Annotated in this window: 21 protein-coding genes; 13 read left to right on the top strand and 8 right to left on the bottom strand. The window is 63.9% G+C overall.

Features of this window, described 5'->3' with window-relative positions:
- Positions 1-2: 2 nt before the first annotated feature.
- Complete coding sequence (locus M3G19_RS07555) at positions 3-1,940, bottom strand: alpha/beta-hydrolase family protein (protein ID WP_259902000.1); 1,938 nt, start codon at positions 1,938-1,940, stop codon at positions 3-5.
- A gap of 188 nt (positions 1,941-2,128) precedes the next feature.
- On the opposite strand from M3G19_RS07555, the gene M3G19_RS07550 reads away from it, so the two are divergent.
- Genes M3G19_RS07550 through M3G19_RS07540 form a run of 3 tightly spaced genes read left to right on the top strand, consistent with a single transcriptional unit; the run spans position 2,129 to position 5,243 of the window.
- Positions 2,129-2,908 carry a glycerophosphodiester phosphodiesterase family protein gene (locus M3G19_RS07550; protein ID WP_259901999.1) on the top strand — a complete coding sequence of 260 codons (780 nt, stop codon included), beginning with the start codon at positions 2,129-2,131 and terminating at the stop codon, positions 2,906-2,908.
- A 24-nt stretch (positions 2,909-2,932) separates the two neighbouring features.
- Positions 2,933-3,847, top strand: a complete 915-nt coding sequence (locus M3G19_RS07545; RefSeq protein WP_259901998.1) for a DUF5926 family protein — start codon at positions 2,933-2,935, stop codon at positions 3,845-3,847.
- Positions 3,848-3,863: 16 nt separating this feature from the next.
- On the top strand, positions 3,864-5,243 hold the full coding sequence (locus M3G19_RS07540) for an amino acid permease (protein ID WP_396121763.1): 1,380 nt from the start codon (positions 3,864-3,866) through the stop codon (positions 5,241-5,243).
- On the opposite strand, the gene M3G19_RS07535 is transcribed toward M3G19_RS07540, so the two are convergent.
- The gene (locus tag M3G19_RS07535) at positions 5,240-6,577 is read right to left on the bottom strand and encodes an LCP family protein (protein WP_259901996.1); all 1,338 of its coding nucleotides are present in this window, start codon (positions 6,575-6,577) and stop codon (positions 5,240-5,242) included. The genes M3G19_RS07540 and M3G19_RS07535 overlap by 4 nt on opposite strands.
- A gap of 236 nt (positions 6,578-6,813) precedes the next feature.
- Complete coding sequence (locus M3G19_RS07530) at positions 6,814-7,527, bottom strand: CPBP family intramembrane glutamic endopeptidase (protein WP_259901995.1); 714 nt, start codon at positions 7,525-7,527, stop codon at positions 6,814-6,816.
- A 24-nt stretch (positions 7,528-7,551) separates the two neighbouring features.
- Between M3G19_RS07530 and pheA the strand changes: the two genes are divergently transcribed.
- Together pheA and M3G19_RS07520 are read left to right on the top strand one after the other, a co-directional pair.
- On the top strand, positions 7,552-8,478 hold the full coding sequence (gene pheA / locus M3G19_RS07525; protein ID WP_259901994.1) for a prephenate dehydratase: 927 nt from the start codon (positions 7,552-7,554) through the stop codon (positions 8,476-8,478).
- On the top strand, positions 8,472-9,101 hold the full coding sequence (locus M3G19_RS07520) for a histidine phosphatase family protein (RefSeq protein WP_259901993.1): 630 nt from the start codon (positions 8,472-8,474) through the stop codon (positions 9,099-9,101). Before pheA ends, M3G19_RS07520 begins: the two co-directional genes overlap by 7 nt.
- Here the strand turns inward: M3G19_RS07520 and M3G19_RS07515 are convergent.
- Together M3G19_RS07515 and M3G19_RS07510 are read right to left on the bottom strand one after the other, a co-directional pair.
- On the bottom strand, positions 9,098-9,445 hold the full coding sequence (locus M3G19_RS07515) for a metallopeptidase family protein (RefSeq protein ID WP_210574574.1): 348 nt from the start codon (positions 9,443-9,445) through the stop codon (positions 9,098-9,100). The genes M3G19_RS07520 and M3G19_RS07515 overlap by 4 nt on opposite strands.
- Positions 9,445-10,536 carry a septum formation family protein gene (locus M3G19_RS07510; protein ID WP_259901992.1) on the bottom strand — a complete coding sequence of 364 codons (1,092 nt, stop codon included), beginning with the start codon at positions 10,534-10,536 and terminating at the stop codon, positions 9,445-9,447. Before M3G19_RS07510 ends, M3G19_RS07515 begins: the two co-directional genes overlap by 1 nt.
- A 60-nt stretch (positions 10,537-10,596) precedes the next feature.
- Here M3G19_RS07510 and serS point away from each other — a divergent pair, with 60 nt between their 5' ends.
- The 5 genes from serS to glpK are packed head-to-tail and all read left to right on the top strand — an operon-like array spanning position 10,597 to position 15,832.
- Entirely contained in the window at positions 10,597-11,859 is a 1,263-nt protein-coding gene (gene serS / locus M3G19_RS07505; RefSeq protein WP_259901991.1) for a serine--tRNA ligase, read from the top strand.
- Between the two features lie 8 nt (positions 11,860-11,867).
- The gene (locus M3G19_RS07500) at positions 11,868-12,728 is read left to right on the top strand and encodes a 1-acyl-sn-glycerol-3-phosphate acyltransferase (RefSeq protein WP_259901990.1); all 861 of its coding nucleotides are present in this window, start codon (positions 11,868-11,870) and stop codon (positions 12,726-12,728) included.
- Complete coding sequence (locus tag M3G19_RS07495) at positions 12,728-13,462, top strand: 1-acyl-sn-glycerol-3-phosphate acyltransferase (RefSeq protein WP_259901989.1); 735 nt, start codon at positions 12,728-12,730, stop codon at positions 13,460-13,462. Before M3G19_RS07500 ends, M3G19_RS07495 begins: the two co-directional genes overlap by 1 nt.
- Positions 13,463-13,468: 6 nt before the next feature.
- Positions 13,469-14,290: an HAD family hydrolase gene (locus M3G19_RS07490; protein ID WP_210574576.1), complete on the top strand. Its 822-nt coding sequence runs from the start codon at positions 13,469-13,471 to the stop codon at positions 14,288-14,290.
- A 21-nt stretch (positions 14,291-14,311) separates the two neighbouring features.
- The gene (gene glpK, locus M3G19_RS07485; RefSeq protein WP_259901988.1) at positions 14,312-15,832 is read left to right on the top strand and encodes a glycerol kinase GlpK; all 1,521 of its coding nucleotides are present in this window, start codon (positions 14,312-14,314) and stop codon (positions 15,830-15,832) included.
- Here the strand turns inward: glpK and M3G19_RS07480 are convergent, their stop codons facing one another.
- Positions 15,833-17,965: an N-acetylmuramoyl-L-alanine amidase gene (locus M3G19_RS07480; RefSeq protein ID WP_259901987.1), complete on the bottom strand. Its 2,133-nt coding sequence runs from the start codon at positions 17,963-17,965 to the stop codon at positions 15,833-15,835.
- Between the two features lie 143 nt (positions 17,966-18,108).
- On the opposite strand from M3G19_RS07480, the gene glf reads away from it, so the two are divergent.
- Positions 18,109-19,296 carry a UDP-galactopyranose mutase gene (gene glf / locus M3G19_RS07475; protein ID WP_259901986.1) on the top strand — a complete coding sequence of 396 codons (1,188 nt, stop codon included), beginning with the start codon at positions 18,109-18,111 and terminating at the stop codon, positions 19,294-19,296.
- A 212-nt stretch (positions 19,297-19,508) separates the two neighbouring features.
- On the opposite strand, the gene M3G19_RS07470 is transcribed toward glf, so the two are convergent.
- The gene (locus M3G19_RS07470; RefSeq protein ID WP_259901985.1) at positions 19,509-19,859 is read right to left on the bottom strand and encodes a hypothetical protein; all 351 of its coding nucleotides are present in this window, start codon (positions 19,857-19,859) and stop codon (positions 19,509-19,511) included.
- 41 nt (positions 19,860-19,900) lie between these two features.
- On the opposite strand from M3G19_RS07470, the gene M3G19_RS07465 reads away from it, so the two are divergent.
- Both M3G19_RS07465 and M3G19_RS07460 read left to right on the top strand, forming a co-directional pair.
- Entirely contained in the window at positions 19,901-20,200 is a 300-nt protein-coding gene (locus tag M3G19_RS07465; RefSeq protein WP_259901984.1) for a hypothetical protein, read from the top strand.
- 15 nt (positions 20,201-20,215) lie between these two features.
- Entirely contained in the window at positions 20,216-21,172 is a 957-nt protein-coding gene (locus M3G19_RS07460) for an ATP-binding protein (RefSeq protein WP_259901983.1), read from the top strand.
- A 209-nt stretch (positions 21,173-21,381) separates the two neighbouring features.
- On the opposite strand, the gene M3G19_RS07455 is transcribed toward M3G19_RS07460, so the two are convergent.
- Positions 21,382-21,573: a hypothetical protein gene (locus tag M3G19_RS07455; protein ID WP_259901982.1), complete on the bottom strand. Its 192-nt coding sequence runs from the start codon at positions 21,571-21,573 to the stop codon at positions 21,382-21,384.
- Positions 21,574-21,617 lie beyond the last annotated feature (44 nt).

Here is a 21,617-nt window from a genome sequence, read left to right as displayed (position 1 = left end):
GGCTAAGAGGTCGCCGACCGGCTAAACGTGTTCTGCGCCGATTCCTTCGCCGCTGATGCGGCGTTGGCGCGAATGCGTGTGGAGTCCGCATGGATCCATTCGGAGATCTTCTCTATCTCGTCTTTATCCGCGCCGGCATCTAGGACCGCATTCCAATAGGCGACCGTTTCATTGTGGTACTGGTGGCCGTGCCCGCCCGGCTGCTGTTGCGAAGTCAACTGGTCCACACCGACCTGCCAGCCGGTGATGAACGGCACCCAACGCATATTTTGCAGAACGTCGACGTGCTGCGCTTCCGGCGCTTTCACGCCACGTGAGCCTGGCTCACGCAGCCAGTCCGGCTTGCGGATGAACAGCCACCAGTCCCACCACACCACCGGGTCGGAGGCATGCTGCGCAAACACGGCGCGGGGGAATTGCCATTCCTGCTCGTACTCGCTGCCGTCGAAGGTGTGCTCTAAGTGGTCCGGGTGCGCGGTGAAGCGCACGTGCCGGCCGCCGTCGACGACGGGGAGGTGCTCCGGGCTGCCGTGGTCGCGGTTCTTGGTCAGCTGGATGTGCCGCGCGGTAAAGCCCGGCGTTCCGGTGAAGACACCGCCGTCGATGCTGTCCAGCAGGGAATCGACGCTGTCGAAGGAATCGGCGACACCGTACGCGCCAAGGGATTCGCCGCCGACATAGAGGCGTGGGCGCTTGTCTTCGGGCAGTTCGGCGAGGCGTTCCCTGATCGCATTGATGAGCACGCGCGAGCTGCGCACCGGCACGCTGCGGTCCGAGGCGTACGAGTAGGCCGAAGGCATGAACGAGTACTGCTGCGCCACGATCGCGCAGTCGCCGCGATTCAGGAATTCGAAGCCGGAGGTGTGGAAGTCGTTGATCCACCCCGTTCCCGCCGAGGACAGCACCGCGATGGCTTTGCGCGACCACGCGTCCGTGCGGTCCATCTCCTGCAGCGCCATCTTTGCCTGCTCCTCTGGGCTGCGGTCCTTCAACCCGATGAAGACGCGGATTGGTTCCTTCGCCTCAACTCCGAGCACCTCTTCAAGGTCAGCCTTGCGCGGCCCGCCTGCGACAACGGCGCGGCCCTGCCGGCCCAGGTACTTCCAGCGCTCCAGCGAGTCCGGCGAACCGGAGCGTTCTGGTTCGTGCGGCTTCGTCGCGCCGGGCAGGAATTCGCGGTTCAATTCATCTGCATTGCGGTAAGCGGTGTTCAGGGTTTGGCGGATGACCACCTTGTCGGTCAGCACTGCACCGAGGGCGCTGAGCCCCAGAATCGCGACCGGCCACGACACTGCCGGCGGCATCCAGCGGCGCAGCTCATTGTTGAAACGGTCGGCCGTGACTTGGATTCCCTCACCTGCCAGCAGGAGTGCGCCGTAGCCGATGGAACCCAGCCCGATTCCGGCCAGTGTCTGCAGTGGCCCCAGGCGGGTGGGGTCTTCGACGAGGCGCTCGTGCTCGGATCGTCGTAAAGCTGCTGAAAGATACGAGGCGACCGTCATTGTGCCCATGGCGATCTGCACGGGAACTGCTGTCTTGCGGCGCAGTGCGCGCGGATACGTCCAGTTGCGCGCGGACGCGATCGCGGCAATCAGATTCGACACACCGACACCCACCGTGTGCCCAGCTGCCTGGCTGATCGCGACATTCGCCGTGGTCACCCACCACGGGTGCGGGAGCAGCGATGGTGAGATTGCGCTCCACGCCGCGACCTCCGCACCCAGAATTCCCGCCGCGAAATCATCCGGCAGGCGACGCAACCCTGACATGCGCACCACGGGCGTGAGATCCGCCAACAATTCCACCGCATACAGCGGCGCGCGGACCGCGTGTGTGCGTCGCGGCCACAACTGCTTCACGGTGCCCTTCGCGCTTTCCGCCCAGTCTCCGGCGCGAGTGCGTAGCGTGCGGAAGGAAGACTCGAGCGGAGTGGTCAGCATGCGCCCTATTGTGGCAAAGATCGCAACCGTGCGCTGCCGGGAATCGTTTAAACCAACGAGAGGTGAACGGCGCGTTATCTTCGCGTGATACTTCAGTGTCTACCGCGGTTAGCGCTTTGAGGGGCGCGAAACCGCGCCTAATGTCGGAAAGCAAGTTTGCACGCGTTTTTTGGGGAGACTCCGCAGGCATGACCATCGCCACCTCCGCCCAGGTTTCGGCACCCAGCACCACCCCGTTCATCGTCGCTCATCGCGGCGCGTCGGGCCTTCACCCGGAATCCACGCTCCGTGCGTTCGACGAGGCGTTGAAGATGGACGGCGTCCACGGCATTGAATGCGATGTCCGGCTCACGCGCGACGGCCGTCTCGTCGTCCACCATGATGCGCTGATCAACCGCACCTCGAACGGCGCCGGGCGCATCGCCAAGATGGATCTCGCCGAGCTGCGCCAATTCAATTACGGCACCGAGGACGACCCGCAGGAGCTTTTGCTTCTCGACGATCTGTTGGACCTCCTTCAGGATTATCCCGACAAGCACATCTACATCGAGACGAAGCACCCCACCCGCTTCGGGCCTGAAGTAGACGAGCAGACCGTGCGCACCCTTTGGTACCGCGGAATGAAAGAAGACCCGCGCGTCCACCTCATTTCCTTCTCCCACTCCGCGATGCGCTATTTCACCCACGTCGTCCCGGAGCTGGAGACGTTCTACCTGTTCCGCCTCCGCGAGAAGAAGTGGAACCCCACCAACACGATGCTCTCGCGCCCCTACGGAGTCGGCCCAGCCCTGGCTCACCTGCGCGGCAAGCCGAAGCTGCTCGGCTACCGCGGTCTGAAGACGTACACCTGGACCGTCAACGAGCCCGAGCACATGCGCTGGTGCAGGGACAACGGCGTCAACGTCTTTGCCACCGACCACCCGCACATCGCAGTGGAGACTTTCCGCACCCCAGACACGGCCATGTGACCTGACCACGGTAGATTGGTCGATATGGCCAAGAAGAACCGCAAGAAGAAGGAAGAACTGCCCGAGGGCATGAGCCGCCGCCAGGCGAAGCTCGCTGCCCGCGCCGCAGAACGCGAAGCACTCCAGAAAGACCCCCGCCCGTACAAGGGGTTCAAAGCCGAGACTGACCTTGTCGCCCTGCAGGAATTCGTTCCGTCCGCAGTGGCGAAGGTGGATGTCAAGGGCACTGAAGTCAACATTGTCACCGTCCTGCCCGGTGCCGGTGCAGCCCTGCGCCGCACGGAGGAGGACGGCGGCGAGCGTTTCGTCGCGCTCCAGGTGCAGTCCCACTCCCAGAACCCGAACCGCGACCTCGCCTACGCCCTGAACTGGGTGCTCGAGGCTGAACCGGGCGCCACCCTGGGTTCCACTGCCGCCGACGGTAACCAGCCGGAGCTGAACACCCTGCTGGACGAGTCCACTGAGCTGGACATCACCGCCCACGACGACTTCAACTGGTGGTTCACCGAGTCCGCCGCCGGCAACCCGCAGGTCGCTCAGGCGCTGGCACGCGCCAATGACGCTGTGCTGCCGTCTGAAGAGATCGACGCTGATTTGCCGGGCTCCATCTGGTGGGTAAACCCGGGCGGCGGCAAGGCCCACATCCGCTGGGTCCGCCCGGAGGAAGATGAGCGCAAGATGCTCGACGCCCTGGCACGCATCGCCGCCCGCGGCGAGCTCAACCTCGGTGAGGGCACCAAATTCGCCGGTGCCTTCCGCACCCACGGCCTGCTCGTGCCGGTCTTCGACCTCGACCCGTCCATCGCCGCCGATTCCTACGGCGACGCGCTGAAGAAGGTCGACGAGGCGATCGGAGCCGAATACGACAATGATGCCCAGCTCACCGCAGATGAACGCAAGCAGCTGGAGAACATCAAGTCGCGCCAGGTCACCATTTAACGCTTCGAGGTCAGCATTGGCTTCTCAGTCAGGGCGCGCTGGTCTGAGCACGCGCCACCTCAATTTCATTGCGCTCGGATCCGCTATCGGCACCGGCTTGTTCTACGGTTCTGCCGATGCGATCAAGGCAGCAGGTCCGTCTGTACTTCTGGTCTACCTGCTCGGTGGCGCCGTGGTGTACTTCCTACTTCGCGCGCTCGGCGAGATGTCTGTCCGGCATCCCGTCAGCGGGTCCTTTGCGGAGTACACCCGCGCCTACTTGGGCGGCGCCGCCGGATACCTGACCGGTTGGATGTTCGCCTTCGAGATGGTCATCGTGGCTTTGGCGGATCTCACCGCCATCGGCATCTACATGGGCTTCTGGTTCCCCGACGTCTCACGATGGGTGTGGATTGTCGCAGCCCTGCTCATCGTCGGCGCCGCCAATGTGGCCAGTGCTAAGGCTTTCGGTGAGCTGGAATTCTGGTTCACCGTGGTCAAGGTCGGCGCAGTTGTCGCCATGATTCTCGCCGGTGCCGCTGTGCTCATCTTCGGTCTGTCCACCGCGGAGACCACCGGCCCGGTGAACTTGGTCAACGACGGCGGATTCTTCCCCAACGGTTTCACCGGCATGGTCGCATCGTTCATCCTCGTGCTCTTCGCATTCGGCGGCACGGAGATCATCGGCGTTGCCGGTAGCGAGGCCACCGATCCGAAGACGGCTGTGCCGAAAGCGGTCAACACTGTCCCAGTGCGCATCCTGCTCTTCTACGTGCTGTCCATCCTGGTCATCCTCATGATCAACCCGTGGCGCACGATCACCGGCGACGAGTCCCCCTTCGTGCAGATCTTCTCCACCCTCGGCGTCAATTGGGCTGCTGGCCTGCTGAACTTCGTGGTTATCACCGCCGCTCTGTCCGCCATCAATGCGGACCTCTTCGGCGCCGGCCGCGTGCTCACCGGCCTAGCCAAGCAGCACTATGCCCCGCGCATCATGGCCCGGACCGTCCGTGACGTGCCAGTCATGACCACGGTGATTTTGCTGTTCGTCATGGTCATCGGTGTCATCGCGAATACGCTGATTCCGGATCGCATCTTCGAGATCGTCGCCTCTCTGGCCACGTTCGCGACGATCTTCGTGTGGCTGATGATCTTGCTCGCGCACCTCGCTTCGCGCCGGTCGATGACCGCGGAGGACGTCGCCGACCTGGACTACAAGACTCCGCTGTTCCCGTACGGCCAGTACTTCGCCATCTTCTTCATCCTGTTCACCTTCGGGATCATGGTCTGGTTGCCCGAGTTCCGTGGCGCATTCTTTGTCGGCCTCGCGTTCAGCGTGGTGTGCGTGGCGATGTACTACATCACCGGCCGCCACAAGCTGCCGGAGCAGCCGACGCCAGTGAGCGAAAGCTCTTAGCGCAAGCCGGCGAAGAGCTGCTCTGCGGCGACGTCGTCCCAGACGAGCACGCTGCCCACTTCGGTGTCGACGAAGTCGCCGATCGGCACTGTCTCCGTGTTCACCCCGCCGCGCAGTGCGAATGCCATGCGCGCAAGGTGCCACACGTGGTCGCCGTCGCCCACGATGAACATGCTGCTTCCGCGCAGCACCAGTGGCACAAGCCGGAACGGGTTGAGCAGCACAGCCGGTGACAGTGCTTTCTTCATGAGAACGCTGACGAATTCGCGCTGCCGTTCCACCCGGTCGAGATCGCCCATCGCGGTCGCGCGGGTGCGCACGTACCCCAGTGCCGTCGGGCCATCCATCTTCTGGCATCCGGCCTGGATATTGATCTTGGCCAACGGGTCGTCGATCGGCTCTTTCGGGCAGAGCTCCACGCCGCCGACCGCGTCAGTGATGCCGGCGAGACCGCCCATTCCGATCTCCGCGTAATGGTCAATCCGCAGATTCGTCGCGTTCTCCACGGTCTCGGCAAGGAGTTTCGGCCCGCCGAATGCGAATGCCGCGTTGATCTTGTCCATGCCGTAGCCCGGGATATCCACATACGAATCACGCGGAATCGATACCAGCGTCGCTTTCCCGCCGTTGGGGATGTGCATGATCATGATCGTGTCTGTGCGTCCGGTGCCGATATCGCCGCCGGTGCCCAGGCGTTCCACGTCCTTCTCAGTCAGCCCCTCGCGTGAGTCTGAACCGACGATCAGCCAGTTCGTGCCCGCCGTATTCGCCACCGGATTATCCGGGAATGCGTCCACGCGGGTCAGTCGCGCGTCCACGAACAGTCCGCCAGCCACGACCAGAACGATCAGTAGGGACAGAAGCGTCGGGATGCACCCCACGCAGCCCATGCGCGGTCGCGGCACCCGAAATTTCGGACGGTTCTGTTGCTTGGGGGCCGGACGCTCCGCCCGAATACGCCGTTCCGGTGACAGCTCCAACTCCGGCTCCCAGCGCTCCTCGCGCCTGGGCGAGCGGATGTCCCTGCGTCGCTGCTCATTGGCCAGCGGTGTTCGCCTCGGCTCGTACGCCGTGTCCTGTGGCATGTACTGGCGGGGTCGCGACTGCCGTTGCTCTCTTGGCTCTCCTGCCTGTCTCGGCTGCAGAGTTTCCCGCACCGGGCGCTCGCTTCTCTCCGGCCGCACCGTTCGCTCCGGCGACTCGTGTGGCGGCCGGCTCGCGGACCGCTTCCGGATCGGGCGACCGTACCTGTCGATCAGCGGCTTCCCGTCTTTGCCCACGAGGAAATCCCCCGGGTTGTCCCGGGGGTCGTTGGAGTGCGGGGTCGTCGACATGGGATATATCTTAAACCCCGCCCCCATTAGTCACAGTATTTAACGGTTGTAACAGCAGGGAACTTTACGGCGCTATGCACTGCGTAGTTGGTGCGGTTTCGTCGCGCTGACCCGAGTCGAAGATGTTAACCCCAAATGTGAGTTACCCCAGGTCGGAAAAATCGGCCGAAAATCGTGACCTGGGGAAACTAAGTTTTGGGGTTCACATCTAGGGTTCACATCTAGAAATGGATCTTTCACAACCCCAACCAACCGAGGTCGAGGAAGAGATAGCCGAGGTAGGCGACGGCGTCGATGAGGAAGTGGGCGAGGATGAGTGGCCAGACCTTGCCGCCGGTGCGGTGGTAGAAGAAGGCGAAGATGACGCCCATGACGAGATTGCCCACACCGGCGGAAAAGCCCTGGTAGAGGTGGTATGTGCCGCGTAGGACGGCGGACGCGGCGATGGCTGCCCAGACTGGGACGCGGAGCTGCTTTAACCGGGTGAGCAGCCACATCACCACGACGGTCTCTTCGGCGAAAGCGTTGGCGGCGGACCAGAGAAGCAGGAGCGGGACTTTGGCGGCGTCGGTGGCGGGAACGATCTCTTTGGTCCACCCCATCTGCAGCGACACCACGTAGAGGGCGAGTCCGGGGATGCCGATGAGCGCGGCTAGTCCGGCGCCCCAGGCCCAGTCACGCCAGCGCGGCCGCTGCAATTGGGTCCCGAGCAGATATAACGCTAAACCGCCCCAGGCCATGAGAGTCGCGGCCGAGGCGAGCTGCAAAGCGATGTCGAGCCAGGAAAGGGACGACGCGGCGTCGTTGAGCACCGTGCGCTGGTGGTTGAGAGGGGTGGGGGAGAGGGCGGCGTCGATAAGCTTGAGTCCCGCGCGCACGCCGGACATGCCGAAGGTGACGGTGAGGACGAGGAGCACCTCGAGTGAGAGGCGGCGCCGGTCGGTGGTCATGGGTCAACTGTAGGCTGTGGAAGCATGAGCACGACGACCGTTGCGTACCTGGGGCCTGCCGGGACGTTCACTGAGGAAGCGTTGTGGCTGTTCCGCGACCACATTGAAGGCGAGATCACGCCGCTGCCTGTCGATTCGCCGTCGGAGGCGCTGAATGCGGTGCGTGAGGGCCGCGCGCAGTATGCCGTGGTGGCGATTGAGAATTCCGTCGATGGAGCAGTGACCAGCACGTCTGACGCATTCGTGGAAGGCGGCGGGGTGATGATCTACCGCGAGGTGGAGCTGCCGATTAGCTTCGCCATCATGACGCGTCCTGGTCTCCCGTTGCGTGAAGCAACGCGTTTTTCGACGCACCCGGTGGCCCACCGCCAAGTCCGTCGCTGGTTGGAGGACAACCTGCCTGGTGCTGAGTTCACTGCCGCGTCGTCGAATGCCGCCGCCGCGAAAGCTGTGGCTGAGGGCGAGGCCGATGCGGCAGCCGCCCCGCGCCGGGCAGCGGACCTGTTCGGGCTGGACGTCCACGCGGAGGGCATCGCGGACATGAGCGGGGCGCGCACCCGGTTCGTGCTGGCCGGGCCGACGGGCGTGCCCACGAAGCGCACGGGAAACGACCGCACTTCGGTGGTCTTCCAGCTGCCGAATGAGCCGGGGACGTTGGTCGGCGCGCTGCAGGAATTCGCGTACCGAGGCGTGGACCTCACCCGCATCGAGTCGCGGCCGACGCGCGAGACGGCGAATACCTATAACTTCTATGTCGACCTCGTCGGCCACATCGACGATGTCCCCGTCGCGGAGGCGCTGCGCTCGCTGTGGTTGCGGGCCACCACCATCGCGTTTTTGGGCTCGTGGCCGCGCTTCGATGGCGGCGGGGACGAGCGCATCGTCGACCCGCAACGACTGGAACAGGCAGAACAATGGGTCCGCGCGGCCCGGGAAGGAACCTCATGCTGATCTTGCTGCGTCATGGCCAGACCACGTCGAATGTGGACCACAAGCTGGACACTGTGCTTCCCGGCGCTGAGCTCACCGAGCTCGGCCGCGAGCAGGCGAAGGCGGCGGGCGAAGAGATCTTGGCCAATTACGAGGTCGACCGCGTCGTCTCCTCACAGGCGACCCGCGCGAAGCAGACTGCGCAGATCGGTTTCGGCGAGCGCTTCACGGACATCCCGGCGATCGACGGCATTCACGAGGTTCACGCCGGGCGCTGGGAGATGCACAATTCGCGCGAGGCGCACGAAGCGTACCTGACCGCGTTCCGCGGGTTCTACCGCCGTCAGCTCGAGGCGCTTATCGACGGTGGCGATACCCTCGACATCTTCCTTTCCCGCTACAAGGGCGGTCTGCTCCCCCTTGCCTCGCAGGAGGGAACGACTGTGGCTGTGTCCCACGGCGGGGCGATCCGCGCATTCGCGGCCAATGCCTGCGAAGTGAGCCCCGAATTCGCCGAGGTGAGCTACCTTCCCAACTGCCAGTACGTCGTGCTGGACCCGACCGCGGGTCCGACCGGCGATGCGGTGGAGGATTTCGGCCAGTGGCGCGTGGTCCGCTGGGCGGAATACCCGCTGCCCGACTAGCCCCAGCCGAGGTGGTGCAGCTCGTGTTCCTCGAGTCCGAAATAGTGCCCGACCTCGTGGAAGACGGTGACCTTCACCTCGTGGCGTAGCTCCTCCTCGTCAGCGCAGAGGTCCTCGAGGGCATCTTTGTAGATGAATACCGCATCGGGGAGGAACCCGGTGTGGTTAGAGTGCTGCTCGGTCAGCGGGACGCCTTCGAAGAGCCCGAGGAGCTCGGGGTTGTCCTCGTTATAAGGCCGCGCCAGCACGACCATATTGGTCATGTGGCGTGCGAAGTCCTCGGGGATCTCATCGAGGGCATCGTTGATCATTGCCTCGAAGACTTCGTCACTGACGGGATCCATCATGGCTGATCTGCAGGTGCGGGCGATGCGGAAGGCGATGGCGAGGTCGAGCTTTTCGCGGCCTCCTGCTGGCGCTTCTGCTCTTCGCGCAGCGGGCGGCGGGCCGGCGGGGCCTTCGGGGTCTGGCCGTCGACCTTGAGCGCTTCGCGGCCGTCCTTCGCCGATCCGGTGATCGAGGCGAATTTATCGTGCTTCGGCGCGACGAGGCCGCAGTTCACGGAGCGGCTTCCACCGTCCCATGCCTGGGTGGAGATGGTGCCCCAGTACACCTGCAGGGTGGACTGGTACAGGTTCTCCTCGTTGCCCAGGTAATTCTCGGCAGCCTTGGCGCATACCCCGCCGAGGTGCTTGTCCTGGTCCTCCGGTGAGGGGGTGCGGTCGGCGAAGACGGGGGCGAGGTCGACGATCTCGGTGACCTCGATGTGGTGCGGCTCGGCGCAGTCCACCTCGCGCAGGTTATTCGCCTCGTCGGTGACTTCGCAGGTGCCGGGCTCGGCCACGCGGGCCTGGTCCTGATCGGCGGCGTGCCCCGTGGTGAGGATCGGGGTGCCGTCGGTGTCCGTCTCCTGCAGCCCGCACAGCATGGTGCGGTCGCCTTCCGCCCAGGCTTCAGCCGGGGGCAGGATCGGGGCGATGGAGTAGCGGCCCGTCGGATCGTAGCGACCGTTCAGATAACGGACGGATGCCGTCTGGCACAGCTCCTCGCGCAGCTGCGCCTGGCGCGTGGGATTCGGCGCCTCGGAATTCGGGCCGAATTCCGCCGTCGGGTACGTGTTCAGGTCTTCGCGGGAGGAGACCTCGAAACGGTGCTCGTTTTCGCAGTCCGTCTCCGTGAAGCCAGAAACGGTACCGTCTTCGGCGACATCCCAGGTCAGGCACGCGCCGCGGTCGGCGGCGGTGAAGGTGGGTTTGGGCTCTTCGTCGACCGTGGAGGTCTGCTGTGCGGGCGCGGCGGGGTCGTCGCCCGCCTGGTCGCTCACAGCGTAACCTGCCGCGGCGGCGTAGGTGCCCACGCCGAGAGCTCCGGCCAGTGTCGCCACCAAAATGGTGCGCAGGCCGGATGTGCTCAGAGAGGAATTCCGTGCAGCCATGGTGTCCATCATGCCTTATCTGGGGCCATGACCTAATCCCACGGGGTAGGGTTGATACCCGTGATCGATCTGAAGTTTCTGCGTGAAAACCCTGACGTTGCCCGCGCCTCCCAGCAGGCCCGCGGTGAAGACCCGGCGCTGGTGGACCAGCTCCTGGCTGCCGATGAGGAGCGCCGCGCCAGTATTCAGAAAGCTGATGAGCTGCGCTCCGAGCAGAAAGCATTCGGCAAGAAGATTGGCCAGGCAGCTCCTGAGGACCGCCCCGCACTCCTCGAGGGATCCAATGAACTAAAGGAGAAGGTCAAGGCGGCGGAAGAAGCGCAGAAGGCGGCAGAGGAGAACGTCGAAAAGCTCCAATACCGCGTTGCGAACATTGTGGAAGGTGCCCCTGCTGGCGGCGAGGAAGACTTCGTCGTGCTCGAGCATGTCGGCGAGGTGCCGGAATTCGATTTCGAGGTGAAAGACCACCTGGATCTCGGCGAAGCGCTGGGGATCATCGACATGAAGCGCGGCACGAAGGTCGGTGGCGCGCGCTTCTACTACCTCGTCGACGACGGCGCGTGGATGCAGCTGGGCATGCTCATGCTGGCCGCGCAGAAGGCGCGCGAGGCAGGTTTCAAGGTCATGGTTCCGCCGGTGCTGGTGCGCCCGGAGATCATGGCGGGCACTGGCTTCCTCGACGCGCACGACGAGGAGATCTACTACCTCGAGCGCGATGACATGTACCTGGTGGGCACCTCCGAGGTGGCGCTGGCGGGCTACCACCGCGACGAGATCGTTGACCTGTCCGACGGCCCGCTGCTGTACGCCGGCTGGTCCTCCTGCTTCCGCCGCGAGGCCGGCTCGTACGGCAAGGACACGAAGGGCATTTTGCGCGTCCACCAGTTCGACAAGCTCGAAATGTTCGCCTATTGCAAGCCGGAAGACGCAGAAGAGATGCACCAGAAGCTCCTCGGCCTCGAGCGCGAGATGCTCGCCGCCGTCGAGGTGCCGTACCGCATTATCGACGTCGCCGCTGGTGACCTCGGCTCTTCCGCTGCCCGCAAATACGACACTGAGGCGTGGGTGCCGTCGCAGGGCACCTACCGCGAGCTGACGTCGACCTCGAATTGCACGACATTCCAGGCCCGCCGCCTGGGCACCCGCTACCGCGACGCGGACGGCAAGACGCAGACTGCGGCGACGCTCAACGGCACGCTCGCGACGACGCGCTGGCTCGTGGCCATCCTGGAGAACAACCAGCGTGCCGACGGCTCCGTGGCTGTTCCCGAAGCACTTCGTCCCTGGGTGGGCAAAGACGTTCTGACGCCGAAGAAGGGGTAAAACACACCATGCGCAGGTTCCACCGTTTGTTTAATGTCCCGGATGATTTCGAGCGTCCCGCCCCGCACCCGGTGGAATCGAAAGAGCGCTTCTACCAGGCAATCATCGGCGGCTTCAAGAAGATCATGCAGGCCCAGGGCTTGCAGTTCTACGTCAACGGCGCTGAGAATGTCCCCACTGAGGACGGCGCGCTGTTCGTGATCAACCACACCGGCTACTACGACTTCATCATCGCCGGTATCGGCCCGCACCTGCGTGGCAACCGCCTCGTGCGGTTCATGGCGAAAAAAGAAGTCTTCGATATGAAGATCGTCGGTGCGCTCATGCGCGGCATGAAGCACGTCCCGGTCGACCGTGCGGCTGGCGCGGCATCCATCGTCGAGGCCACGAAGTGGCTGCGCAGCGGCGGTTTCGTCGGCATTTTCCCCGAATCGACGATCTCGCGCTCCTTCGAGCTCGCCGAGTTCAAGACAGGGGCGGCACGCATCGCCCACGAGGCCGGCGTGCCGATGATCCCGACGGTGATCTGGGGCTCCCAACGCCTGCTGACCAAGGGCCTGAAGAAGAACCTCGGCCGCTCGCACACCCCGATCATCGTCTCCTACGGTGAGCCCGTGACCGCGACCGGCGATCCCGAGCGCGATACGCAGCGCGTCAAGGACGCCATGCAAGAGCTTCTCGACGCCAACCGGGACGAGTACGAGGACCGTTTCGGCCCGTTCCCGGACGGTCAGGCCTGGATGCCGGCTTCCCGCGGTGGCTCTGCTCCCACGCTCGAGGAGGCGAATGAGATTCTCGCCCGCGAGCGCGAAGAGAAGCGCAAGCGGAAAGAGGCTAAGCAGGAAAAGCAGGCAAAAGGCGGTTCCTGATGAATGCGCTCCAGGGATACCGCGCTGACAGCCACGTTTTCTTAGTCCCGGAAGACGCCCCGGTCACACCGGTGCAGCCCGGGTGGCGCCGCGAGCACATGTACCGGCTGATCAAGACCACGGTGGCGACGGTGCTGCGCTTGCAGGGCGCGCGGTTCTACGTCCACGGCCTGGAGCATGTGCCTGCCGAAGGGCCCGCGATCGTGGCGGGCAACCACATCGGCTACTACGACTTCATCTCCGGGGCACTGCCCGGCCTGCTGCGGGGACGTCGTCCAACGCGGTACATGGCCAAAAAGGAGCTTTTCGACCACTGGTTCATGGGGCCCGTCTCACGCGCGGTCGGTCACGTGGAGGTCGACCGGTCGCTGGGCGCCGCCAGCGTCGATGAAGCCGTCCGACGGTTGGGGGAGGGCGAGCTCATCGGCATCTACCCCGAAGGAACCCTGTCCGAATCGCTGGAGTTGGGCCGCTTCAAGACCGGTGCGGCCCGCATCGCGCAGGCCTCCGGCGTACCCCTGATTCCCATCGCCACCTGGGGCACGCAGAAATTCTGGGTGAAAAGTGGCCGCAAAGAAATGGGGCGTGCGCACCTGCCCGTGGTCACGGTCATCGGTGAACCGGTGGATGTCTCAGGCACGGCGGAGGAGGCGACGGAGCGGCTGAAAGGGGCCGTCGATAAGCTGCTGATTGAAGCGCGGAAGCTGTACGCCGAGCTTGAAACTGGGAGGTAGAACGTGGTGGCGCCGAAGCTGATCGTGAGCGATATCGACGGCACGTTACTGGACAGCAATGGTCGCGTGAGCCCCCGTCTGCGTGACGCGCTGGCTCGTGCCGTGCGCGCTGGGACGAAGGTCGCGCTGGCCACGGGCCGGCCGCACCGGTGGCTGGCACCGGTGCTCGACCAGCTGCCGTTCACCCCGATGTGCGTCTGCGCGAACGGCGCGGTGGTCTACGACCCGTCGCGCGATGACGTGCTGCACCGACACGAGCTGGACCCCGAGACTCTCGCGGACCTCGCGAACACAGCGATAGACGTGCTTGCGGGCCACACCGACTACGGCTTCGGCGTCGAGCGCGTCGGCGATTCCGCTTTCGACCCGGAAGACCAGTGCTTTTTGATCACCCCTGGTTACAGCACGGATTTGTGGGATATCGGATACGGCGTCGTCGGCGTCGACGAACTCGTGTCCGTGCCCGCCGCGAAAATTCTCGTGCGCCACAAAGCGATGACCTCTGCCGAGCTGTTCGACCTCATCGCTCCGGCTGTGGACCCCGCGCGTGCGCACGTGACCTATTCGATGAATGACGGGCTGATTGAGATCAGCGCGCCGGGCATCAACAAAGCGGCTGGTGTGTCGATCGTGGCCACTGAGCTGGGCATCGACCCGTCGGATGTCGTGGCGTTCGGCGACATGCCCAACGACATCGAAATGCTCGCGTGGGCTGGAATGGGCGTGGCGATGGGAAACGCGGCGCCGATCGTGCACGATGCCGCCGATGCGACCACCGCGTCGAACGATGATTTCGGTCTCGCCCGAGTCATCGAGCAATGGTTCTAGCCCGTACGGTTAAATAGCCCCATGCCGTTCATCGCCGCCATCGACCAAGGCACAACGTCGACCCGCTGCTACATCACCACCGCCGAAGGCGACGTGGTGGGCACCGCGCAATTCGAGCACGAGCAGATCATGCCGCGTGAAGGTTGGGTCGAGCACGACCCACGGCAGATTTGGCGCAATACGCGGCGCGCGCTTTCAGAGGCGCTTGTCGACGCCGACTTGGAGCTCGAAGACGTCGACGCCGTCGGCCTGACCAACCAGCGTGAAACCGCCGTGATCTGGGACAAACGGACCGGCCGGCCGATCTACAACGCGATCTGCTGGCAGGACACCCGCACCGAGGAATTCGGTCCCGAGGATGCGCCGAAGGACCGCTACATGCGCAAAACCGGTCTGCTGGCCAACTCGTATCCGGCGGGGCCGAAGTGGGCGTGGATCCTCGACAATGTCGAGGGCGCCCGCGAGCGCGCGGAGAAGGGTGAGCTGCTCGCCGGCACCGTGGACACGTGGCTGATCTGGAATCTCACCGGCGGCGCGCACGGAGGGAAGAAGGGCGGCATGTTCGACCTATTTACCTCCCGCAGCCGTGTGCAGCACGTCACCGATGTCACGAATGCATCGCGCACCCTGCTCATGGATCTAAAGACTCTGGACTGGGACGAGAAACTGTGCAAAGAGATCGGTGTGCCCCGCGCGATCCTGCCGGAGATTCGTCCCAGCTTCGGGTCTTTCGGTGCGATGCGCCGCAAGAAGGGCACGCGTGATGTGCCGATCACCGGTGTGCTCGGCGATCAGCAGGCCGCGTTGTTCGGCCAGGGCTGCCTGGGCGAAGGTGAAGCGAAGATGACGTACGGCACCGGCCTGTTCATGCTGCTCAACACCGGCGACGAGGCGCAGTTCTCCGACCACGGATTGCTCACCACCGTCGCGTACCAGGAGGCGGGCAAGCCGCCGGTCTACGCCCTGGAAGGCTCCGTCGCCGTCGGCGGTTCGCTCATTCAGTGGCTGCGTGACCAGCTGGGGGTCTTGAAATCCGCCGCTGAATCGGAAGCGCTCGCTTCGCAGGTCGACGACTCAGCGGGGGTCGTCATCGTTCCCGCTTTCTCCGGTCTGTTCGCCCCGCGCTGGCGTCCCGATGCCCGCGGCGTGATCACCGGCATCACCCGGTTTACCGATCGCCGCCACATCGCCCGCGCGGCTCTCGACGCGACCTGTCTCCAGACAGTCGAGGTCGTTCGTGCCATGGAAGCCGATTCCGGGATAACGGTGGACAGTTTGCGTGTCGACGGAGGTATGACCGGCAACGACCTGCTCATGCAGATGCAGGCTGATGCCCTCGGTGCCAATGTGGTCCGCCCGGACAATATGGAGACCACCGTGATGGGTGCCGCGAGCGCCGCATGCGTTGGTGCCGGTTTCGCGGACAAACCTCTCAGCCTCGGCGGGGAAACGACCTGGGAAAGCAAAATGGCCGGCCCCGATCGGGACCGGCTCATCGCGCATTGGGAAGAAGCGGTCTCCCGCTCCCTCGACCTCGCCTAATTACTTCTCGACGTTCACGTCCACGCTGCCGGTGTTCGCCGAGTAGGTGATGTTGCCGCGTTCGAATTCGATGCGTGCGTCACCATTATTCGCCGCGCCGTCGCTCTTGACTGGGCGACCCAACGGGCCCAGATCCATGCCCTGCTTGAGCCATGCGTTGGCGATCTTCTCCGGCATGACGATCTCTTCACCGTCACCGGTCAGGATTGCGATGCCCTTCTCGAAGAAACCGTACTGGTCGCCGCCCATGCCCTGGATAACTCCGTCGAGCTTGCCCAGCGTCGGCTCGAGCTTGCCCCAGGTGTCCTTGGCTTCCTCGCTGCCGACCAGGTTGATGACCTGGCCCACCACGGGGCGCATGCTGCTCAGCGTCATGCCGGGCAGGATCTCGAGGTTCGCGATGTGCTGCACCTGACTCGGCAGCATGTCGTTCGAGGCCGCTGCGAGCAGCAGCGCACCGGCGACGGTGCCGACAGCGGCGGCAATCGCTGCCGGGTCACCCGAGAGCACCTTCTCGAAGGAGATCTCGCTCGAGGTCTTAGTCAGGTTGTTGATCGTGGTCGTCGATCCGTCCTCATTCGCGACAGTCCCAGTGTTGTTCGAATCAGAAGTGTTCGAGTCAGAGGTGCTCGAATCAGAAGTGTTCGAGTCATTCGAGTCACTGCTCGGCTGCGACGGCTGCCACGACGACGTGCTGCCGCCGTTGGTCTTGTCGTACTTTTCCTTGGCGTAGCGGCGGATGGTGTCCATCTGCGCGTAGAGGTTGTCGCCCGGGCAATCGTTGTAGTGGAAGTCGCGGTGGGCGTTGATATTCGGGAACGTCTTGCCCTGACCAGCCCCGTACTTGGAGCCGCTGAAGTTGAAGTTAGCCTGCAGGTAAGAGTTGCCGGTCGGGTCGAACTTGGCCACTGCGGCCTTCCAGCCGATGATCTCGCCCATGGCGCGCAGCGCTTCCTGGCTCGGGGTGGCCGAGTTGTAATCGCCCATCATGGACACGCCGAAGGTGTGCTGGTTGAAGCCACCGACGTGTGCGCCTTCGACGGCGCGGTCCAGGCCGCCTGCGCGGCCTTCGTAGATATTGCCGTACTTGTCCACCAGCGCGTTGTAGCCGATGTCGCCCCAGCCGCGGGTCACGGCGTGGTACTGCCAGATGCCGCGGACGACGCCCGGCGCCTGTGCCGACGAGTAGTTATTGGAGCCCGCGGTGTGGTGCACAGTCGCGGCCTTGACCGGCTCGGTGTAGGTCGGGTTGCTGCTGCGGCCAGCGCCCCAAGAAGAACGGGAGACAACGCGCGGCATGCCATTGGCGTTGGACTGCGCCGGCGCGATCTCGCCGTCGACCGTGCCCTCGCCGCCGTTGATGAACACAGCTTCAAGGTCATCAGCACTGGTTGGCTGCGCATCCGCCGGTGCGGCCGGTGCGGCCGGAACTTCCTCCGGCAGTTCCTCGACATCTGCGACAGGTGCGATGTCGCCGAGGTTGGACGGCAGCGCGCGAGGCACATCGCCTAGTGCTGCCGGGGTGCCCGGATCCGGGACGGTCGGCAGGTCGACGACCTCGGAGCTCGGCAGGGCTTCGTCGTTAAGCGCCGGCTCTTCCGGCACGTCCGGGATCTCGTCCTGGTCAGTGACGGTCTCGGCCATGTCGAGGTTCGTCTCGCCCAGGTCGACGTTGGCGGTCGAGACCTGGATCTTCTTCGTCGGTTCGACGTAGATCGGCTCGGTGCCCTGGACCTCGGTTCCTTCCGGGCCGGGCTCGGGGTCCATGCGGTACCACTCCGACCACGTGCCGTCGGCACGCTCGGCGCGGACGTACGCCGCGATGTCGTGCTCGCCTTTCCACGTGAGGCCGAAGATGGAGAATTCTTCGTCGCGGGTGAATTCCTTCACCGTGCGGGGCTCGTCGCCCTCGCCCTGTGTCGCGATGGCTGCATCCTGCACCACGACGTTTTCGCCGTCGCCGAAGGACGCAGACGAGCTGGTGACATTCACCTCGCCGCCGCCCACGTCTTGGGTCTTGAGGATCTCGTTGCCGCCGAATGCGCCTGCGGCGACAAGCGCGACGGAGGTGACGGCCGCGAGGACCGGGGTCTTCCTGGCAGAAGACGGATTCAGCCGACGTCGTTGTTTCACGGTGAACGCTCCTGAGTAAATAGTGACAGCTGTGACTAATCTAGATCCTAAGCGACGAATGTGACAACTGTGGTTAATGTGATTTCATGGCGTGTCGCGTGTGCGCCATCCACCACCGACCGCGCCCCGCTAGCCTTGGGCCTATGACTTATGACCTCATCGTCGTCGGATCCGGGTTCTTCGGCCTCACCATTGCCGAGCGAGCAGCGAGCGAATTGGGCAAGCGTGTTCTTGTCGTCGAAAAGCGTGCCCACATCGGCGGCAACGCCTACTCTGAAGCTGAACCCGAAACCGGCATTGAGGTGCACAAATACGGCGCCCACCTCTTCCACACCTCGAATGACCGCGTGTGGGAGTACGTCAATCGCTTCACCGATTTCACCGACTACCAGCACCGCGTGTTCGCCATGCACGATGGCACGGCATACCAGTTCCCGATGGGGCTGGGCCTGATCAACCAGTTCTTCGGCCGCTACTACAGCCCCGACGAGGCTAAGGCGCTCATCGAAGAGCAGCGCGAGGGCAAGGACCCGGCCGAGGCCACAAACCTGGAAGAGCGCGGCATCGCTTTGATCGGCAAGCCGCTCTACGAGGCATTCGTCAAGCACTACACCGCCAAGCAGTGGCAGACGGACCCGACCGACCTGCCGCCGGAGATCATCTCCCGCCTCCCGGTGCGCTACACCTTCAACAACCGCTACTTCAACGACAAGTATGAGGGTCTGCCCGTTGACGGCTACGCCGCGTGGCTGGAGAAGATGGCCGATTCCGACCTCATCGACGTCAAGCTCGAGACCGACTGGTTCGACGTCCGCGACGAGCTGCGCGCCGAGAGCCCCGATGCCCCGGTCGTCTACACCGGCCCGCTCGACCGCTACTTCGACTACTCCGAAGGCCGCCTCGGCTGGCGCACCCTCGACTTCGAGCAGGAGGTCCTCGACACCGGCGATTTCCAGGGCACCCCGGTGATGAATTACAACGACGCGGACGTCCCGTACACCCGCATCCACGAGTTCCGCCACTTCCACCCGGAGCGCGACTACGGCGACGACAAGACCGTCATCGTCAAGGAGTACTCCCGCTTCGCCGAGGACGACGACGAGGTCTACTACCCGATCAACACGCCCGAGGACCGCTCGAAGCTAGAAGCTTATCGACGTCTCGCCGCCGCCGAATCCCGCGACAACAAGGTCCTGTTCGGTGGCCGTCTTGGCACCTACCAGTACCTGGACATGCACATGGCGATCGGTGCTGCCCTGTCCGTCTTCGACAACCACGTCCGCACCTACTTCGAAGACGGCAAGCCCATCGATCAGCCGCGCGGGCACTAGCGCTAGAGCATTTTTGCTAATCGACGGTTCACCCTAAGCCAATTTCCCAAACGCCAAGCAAACCGTTTTCAAAACGCCAAGCAATCCTTTTTCAAAACGCCAACCTGGTTCTACTAGCTGCTACGATATGGATCCATGGCTGGCGAGTATCTACCGCGTCTTGCGGATGGAGAATTGGAGCGAGCGCTCCGTCGGCAGGGCGGGGTGCTGATTCAGGGGCCGAAAGGTTGCGGGAAGACAGAGACGGCGAAGCGGCAAGCTGCGAGTTTCCTCAACGTGGAGACGGATCCCAGTGTCTCACTTGCCATGGATACGGACCCGCGGCTGTTGTTAGAGGGCGCGACGCCGCGCCTAATCGATGAATGGCAGCTGCAACCGCTTCTTTGGGATTTCGCGCGGCACTCAATGAACAGCGCGCTCCCTTCGCCGAGATCGACGATCAGGACGCCAAGCCGGACACGCACCATGATCTCCAGGTCGTTGATGCGGTCTACACAGACGACGACCTCGAGGAGCGCCTCGACGACCTCACGGCCCTGGACGACGCCGATAACGTCGATCACGGGCGAGCGCTCAGCAGCTCACGAGCGCGGAGGAGGACAAGATGACGCAGCCGTGGCCGACTGAAGACGAACAGGGTCGCACGCTCGACAATGACATGTCGCCAGGAACCCTGATCTGGGGATCCGTGGCGATCGCAGTGGCCGCCGTGCTCGTCGGGGGCTACTTCATTGTCCAAGCGCTGGGGGATGCCGCGGCAGATCCCTGGCAGCCGGTGGTGTACGCAGCGATCACGCTCCTGTTCGTCGTGAATTCGATCCTCGGCGTCCGAACTGGCATTCGTACCAGGCGTTACCTTCGTGCGAGGGGGCTCGATGACCGAGGGCGGCCACTGTCTCGGTAGTGAGAGCCTGGTCTGATGGATCGCGGCACGCGCCAGGCGAAGGGGCAATTTATCTTCACCGGCTCGACGGCACCCGGGGCGGACGCGACGAGCCACTCGGGCGCAGGCCGATTTGCCCGCATAACTATGTCGACGATGACCTTGTTCGAGACCGGGGAATCCGACGGGTCGGTTTCTCTTGCCGCAGTGGTCGCTGGTGATTCGCTGCCGTTTTCCACTCCCTCGTTAACGCTGCCTGAACTCGCTGAACGTGTGTGCCGAGGCGGATTGCCGTACAACGTTGGTCTACCGCTCGAAGACGCGTTAGAGAACGTCCGAGACTACGTACAGACTGTCGCGGACGTAGACATCCATGCTCCTGACGGCGTGAATCGTGACTCTGAGCGTGTGAGGCGGATGATCCGCTCGCTTGCCCGCGGTGTCGGCACAGAGCTTGAGCTGCAAACCATTGCGACCGATTCCGATTCCTCGCGTGAAACGACAAGGGACTATCTCAGCGCACTGGCGAGCATTTTCGTCTCCGTAGATCAGCCTGCGTGGTTCACGCACCTCCGCTCGAAGGCGACGCTGCGGAAGTCACCAAAGCGCCACCTCGCAGACCCCTCCTTCGCCATGGCTGCACTCGACCGCGGTCCGGAGTACCTGCTGCGCGATCCCGCCTACTTCGGCCAACTCTTTGAGTCCCTCGTAGTTCACGAACTGAGAGCGCTCACGGGCAGAACGGTCTACCACGCTCGTCTGAACACGAAACTAGAGGTAGACGCGGTCGCGAACGTCGGCGGTCGGGACGTGCTCGTCGAGGTGAAGCTCGGCTACAGTCCCGAGGTAATCGATCACGCCGCCGACACGCTCAAACGGTTCGCTGGCCAGCTAGAGGACGATCCGGCGTTGGTGGTCATCACTTCTGGTGGCCCGGCCATCCGACGCAACGATGGCGTCACGGTGGTCCCGATCGGGGCGCTGGGACCGTAGCAATGGCGCGCGGCGCACCGCAGCTTAGAAGGGAGGTAACCCAAGTGTGGCCTTTAGCTGCCGCAGCTGTTGCCTTGAAAAGGTCTAAGCGGTTATCGCGCTTTTTGCGTTTCGGAGGTGCCCAAGGAGAAAACGTCACGCGATTGCAGGCATGCCCACTCTTTACTATCTCTTACTATCTTTTCTATTTGGCTCTGCCGGCGCGAGGCTTATGCCAGCGCGTGCCTGCCCGCGGCCTCCGATTCAACAACTGTGTCCGGCTCGCAATGGCCTTTGAAGATCTGCACTGCACCCCACGCCGCGACGATGAGCGGCAGCGCGATGAACATTAATGCCGGCATGTGCGTGACCATTTCGTCGAGCATTGCGTTGCCCGTCGCTGGGCACAGCGGGTTGGCCACGGTGAACAGCAGTGTCAGGACGGTGACCGGCCAGTGTATGGGGG

The sequence above is a fragment of the Corynebacterium sp. p3-SID1194 genome (assembly GCF_025144155.1).
GTDB lineage: Bacteria > Actinomycetota > Actinomycetes > Mycobacteriales > Mycobacteriaceae > Corynebacterium.
This window is presented reverse-complemented; position numbering and strand designations above follow the sequence as displayed.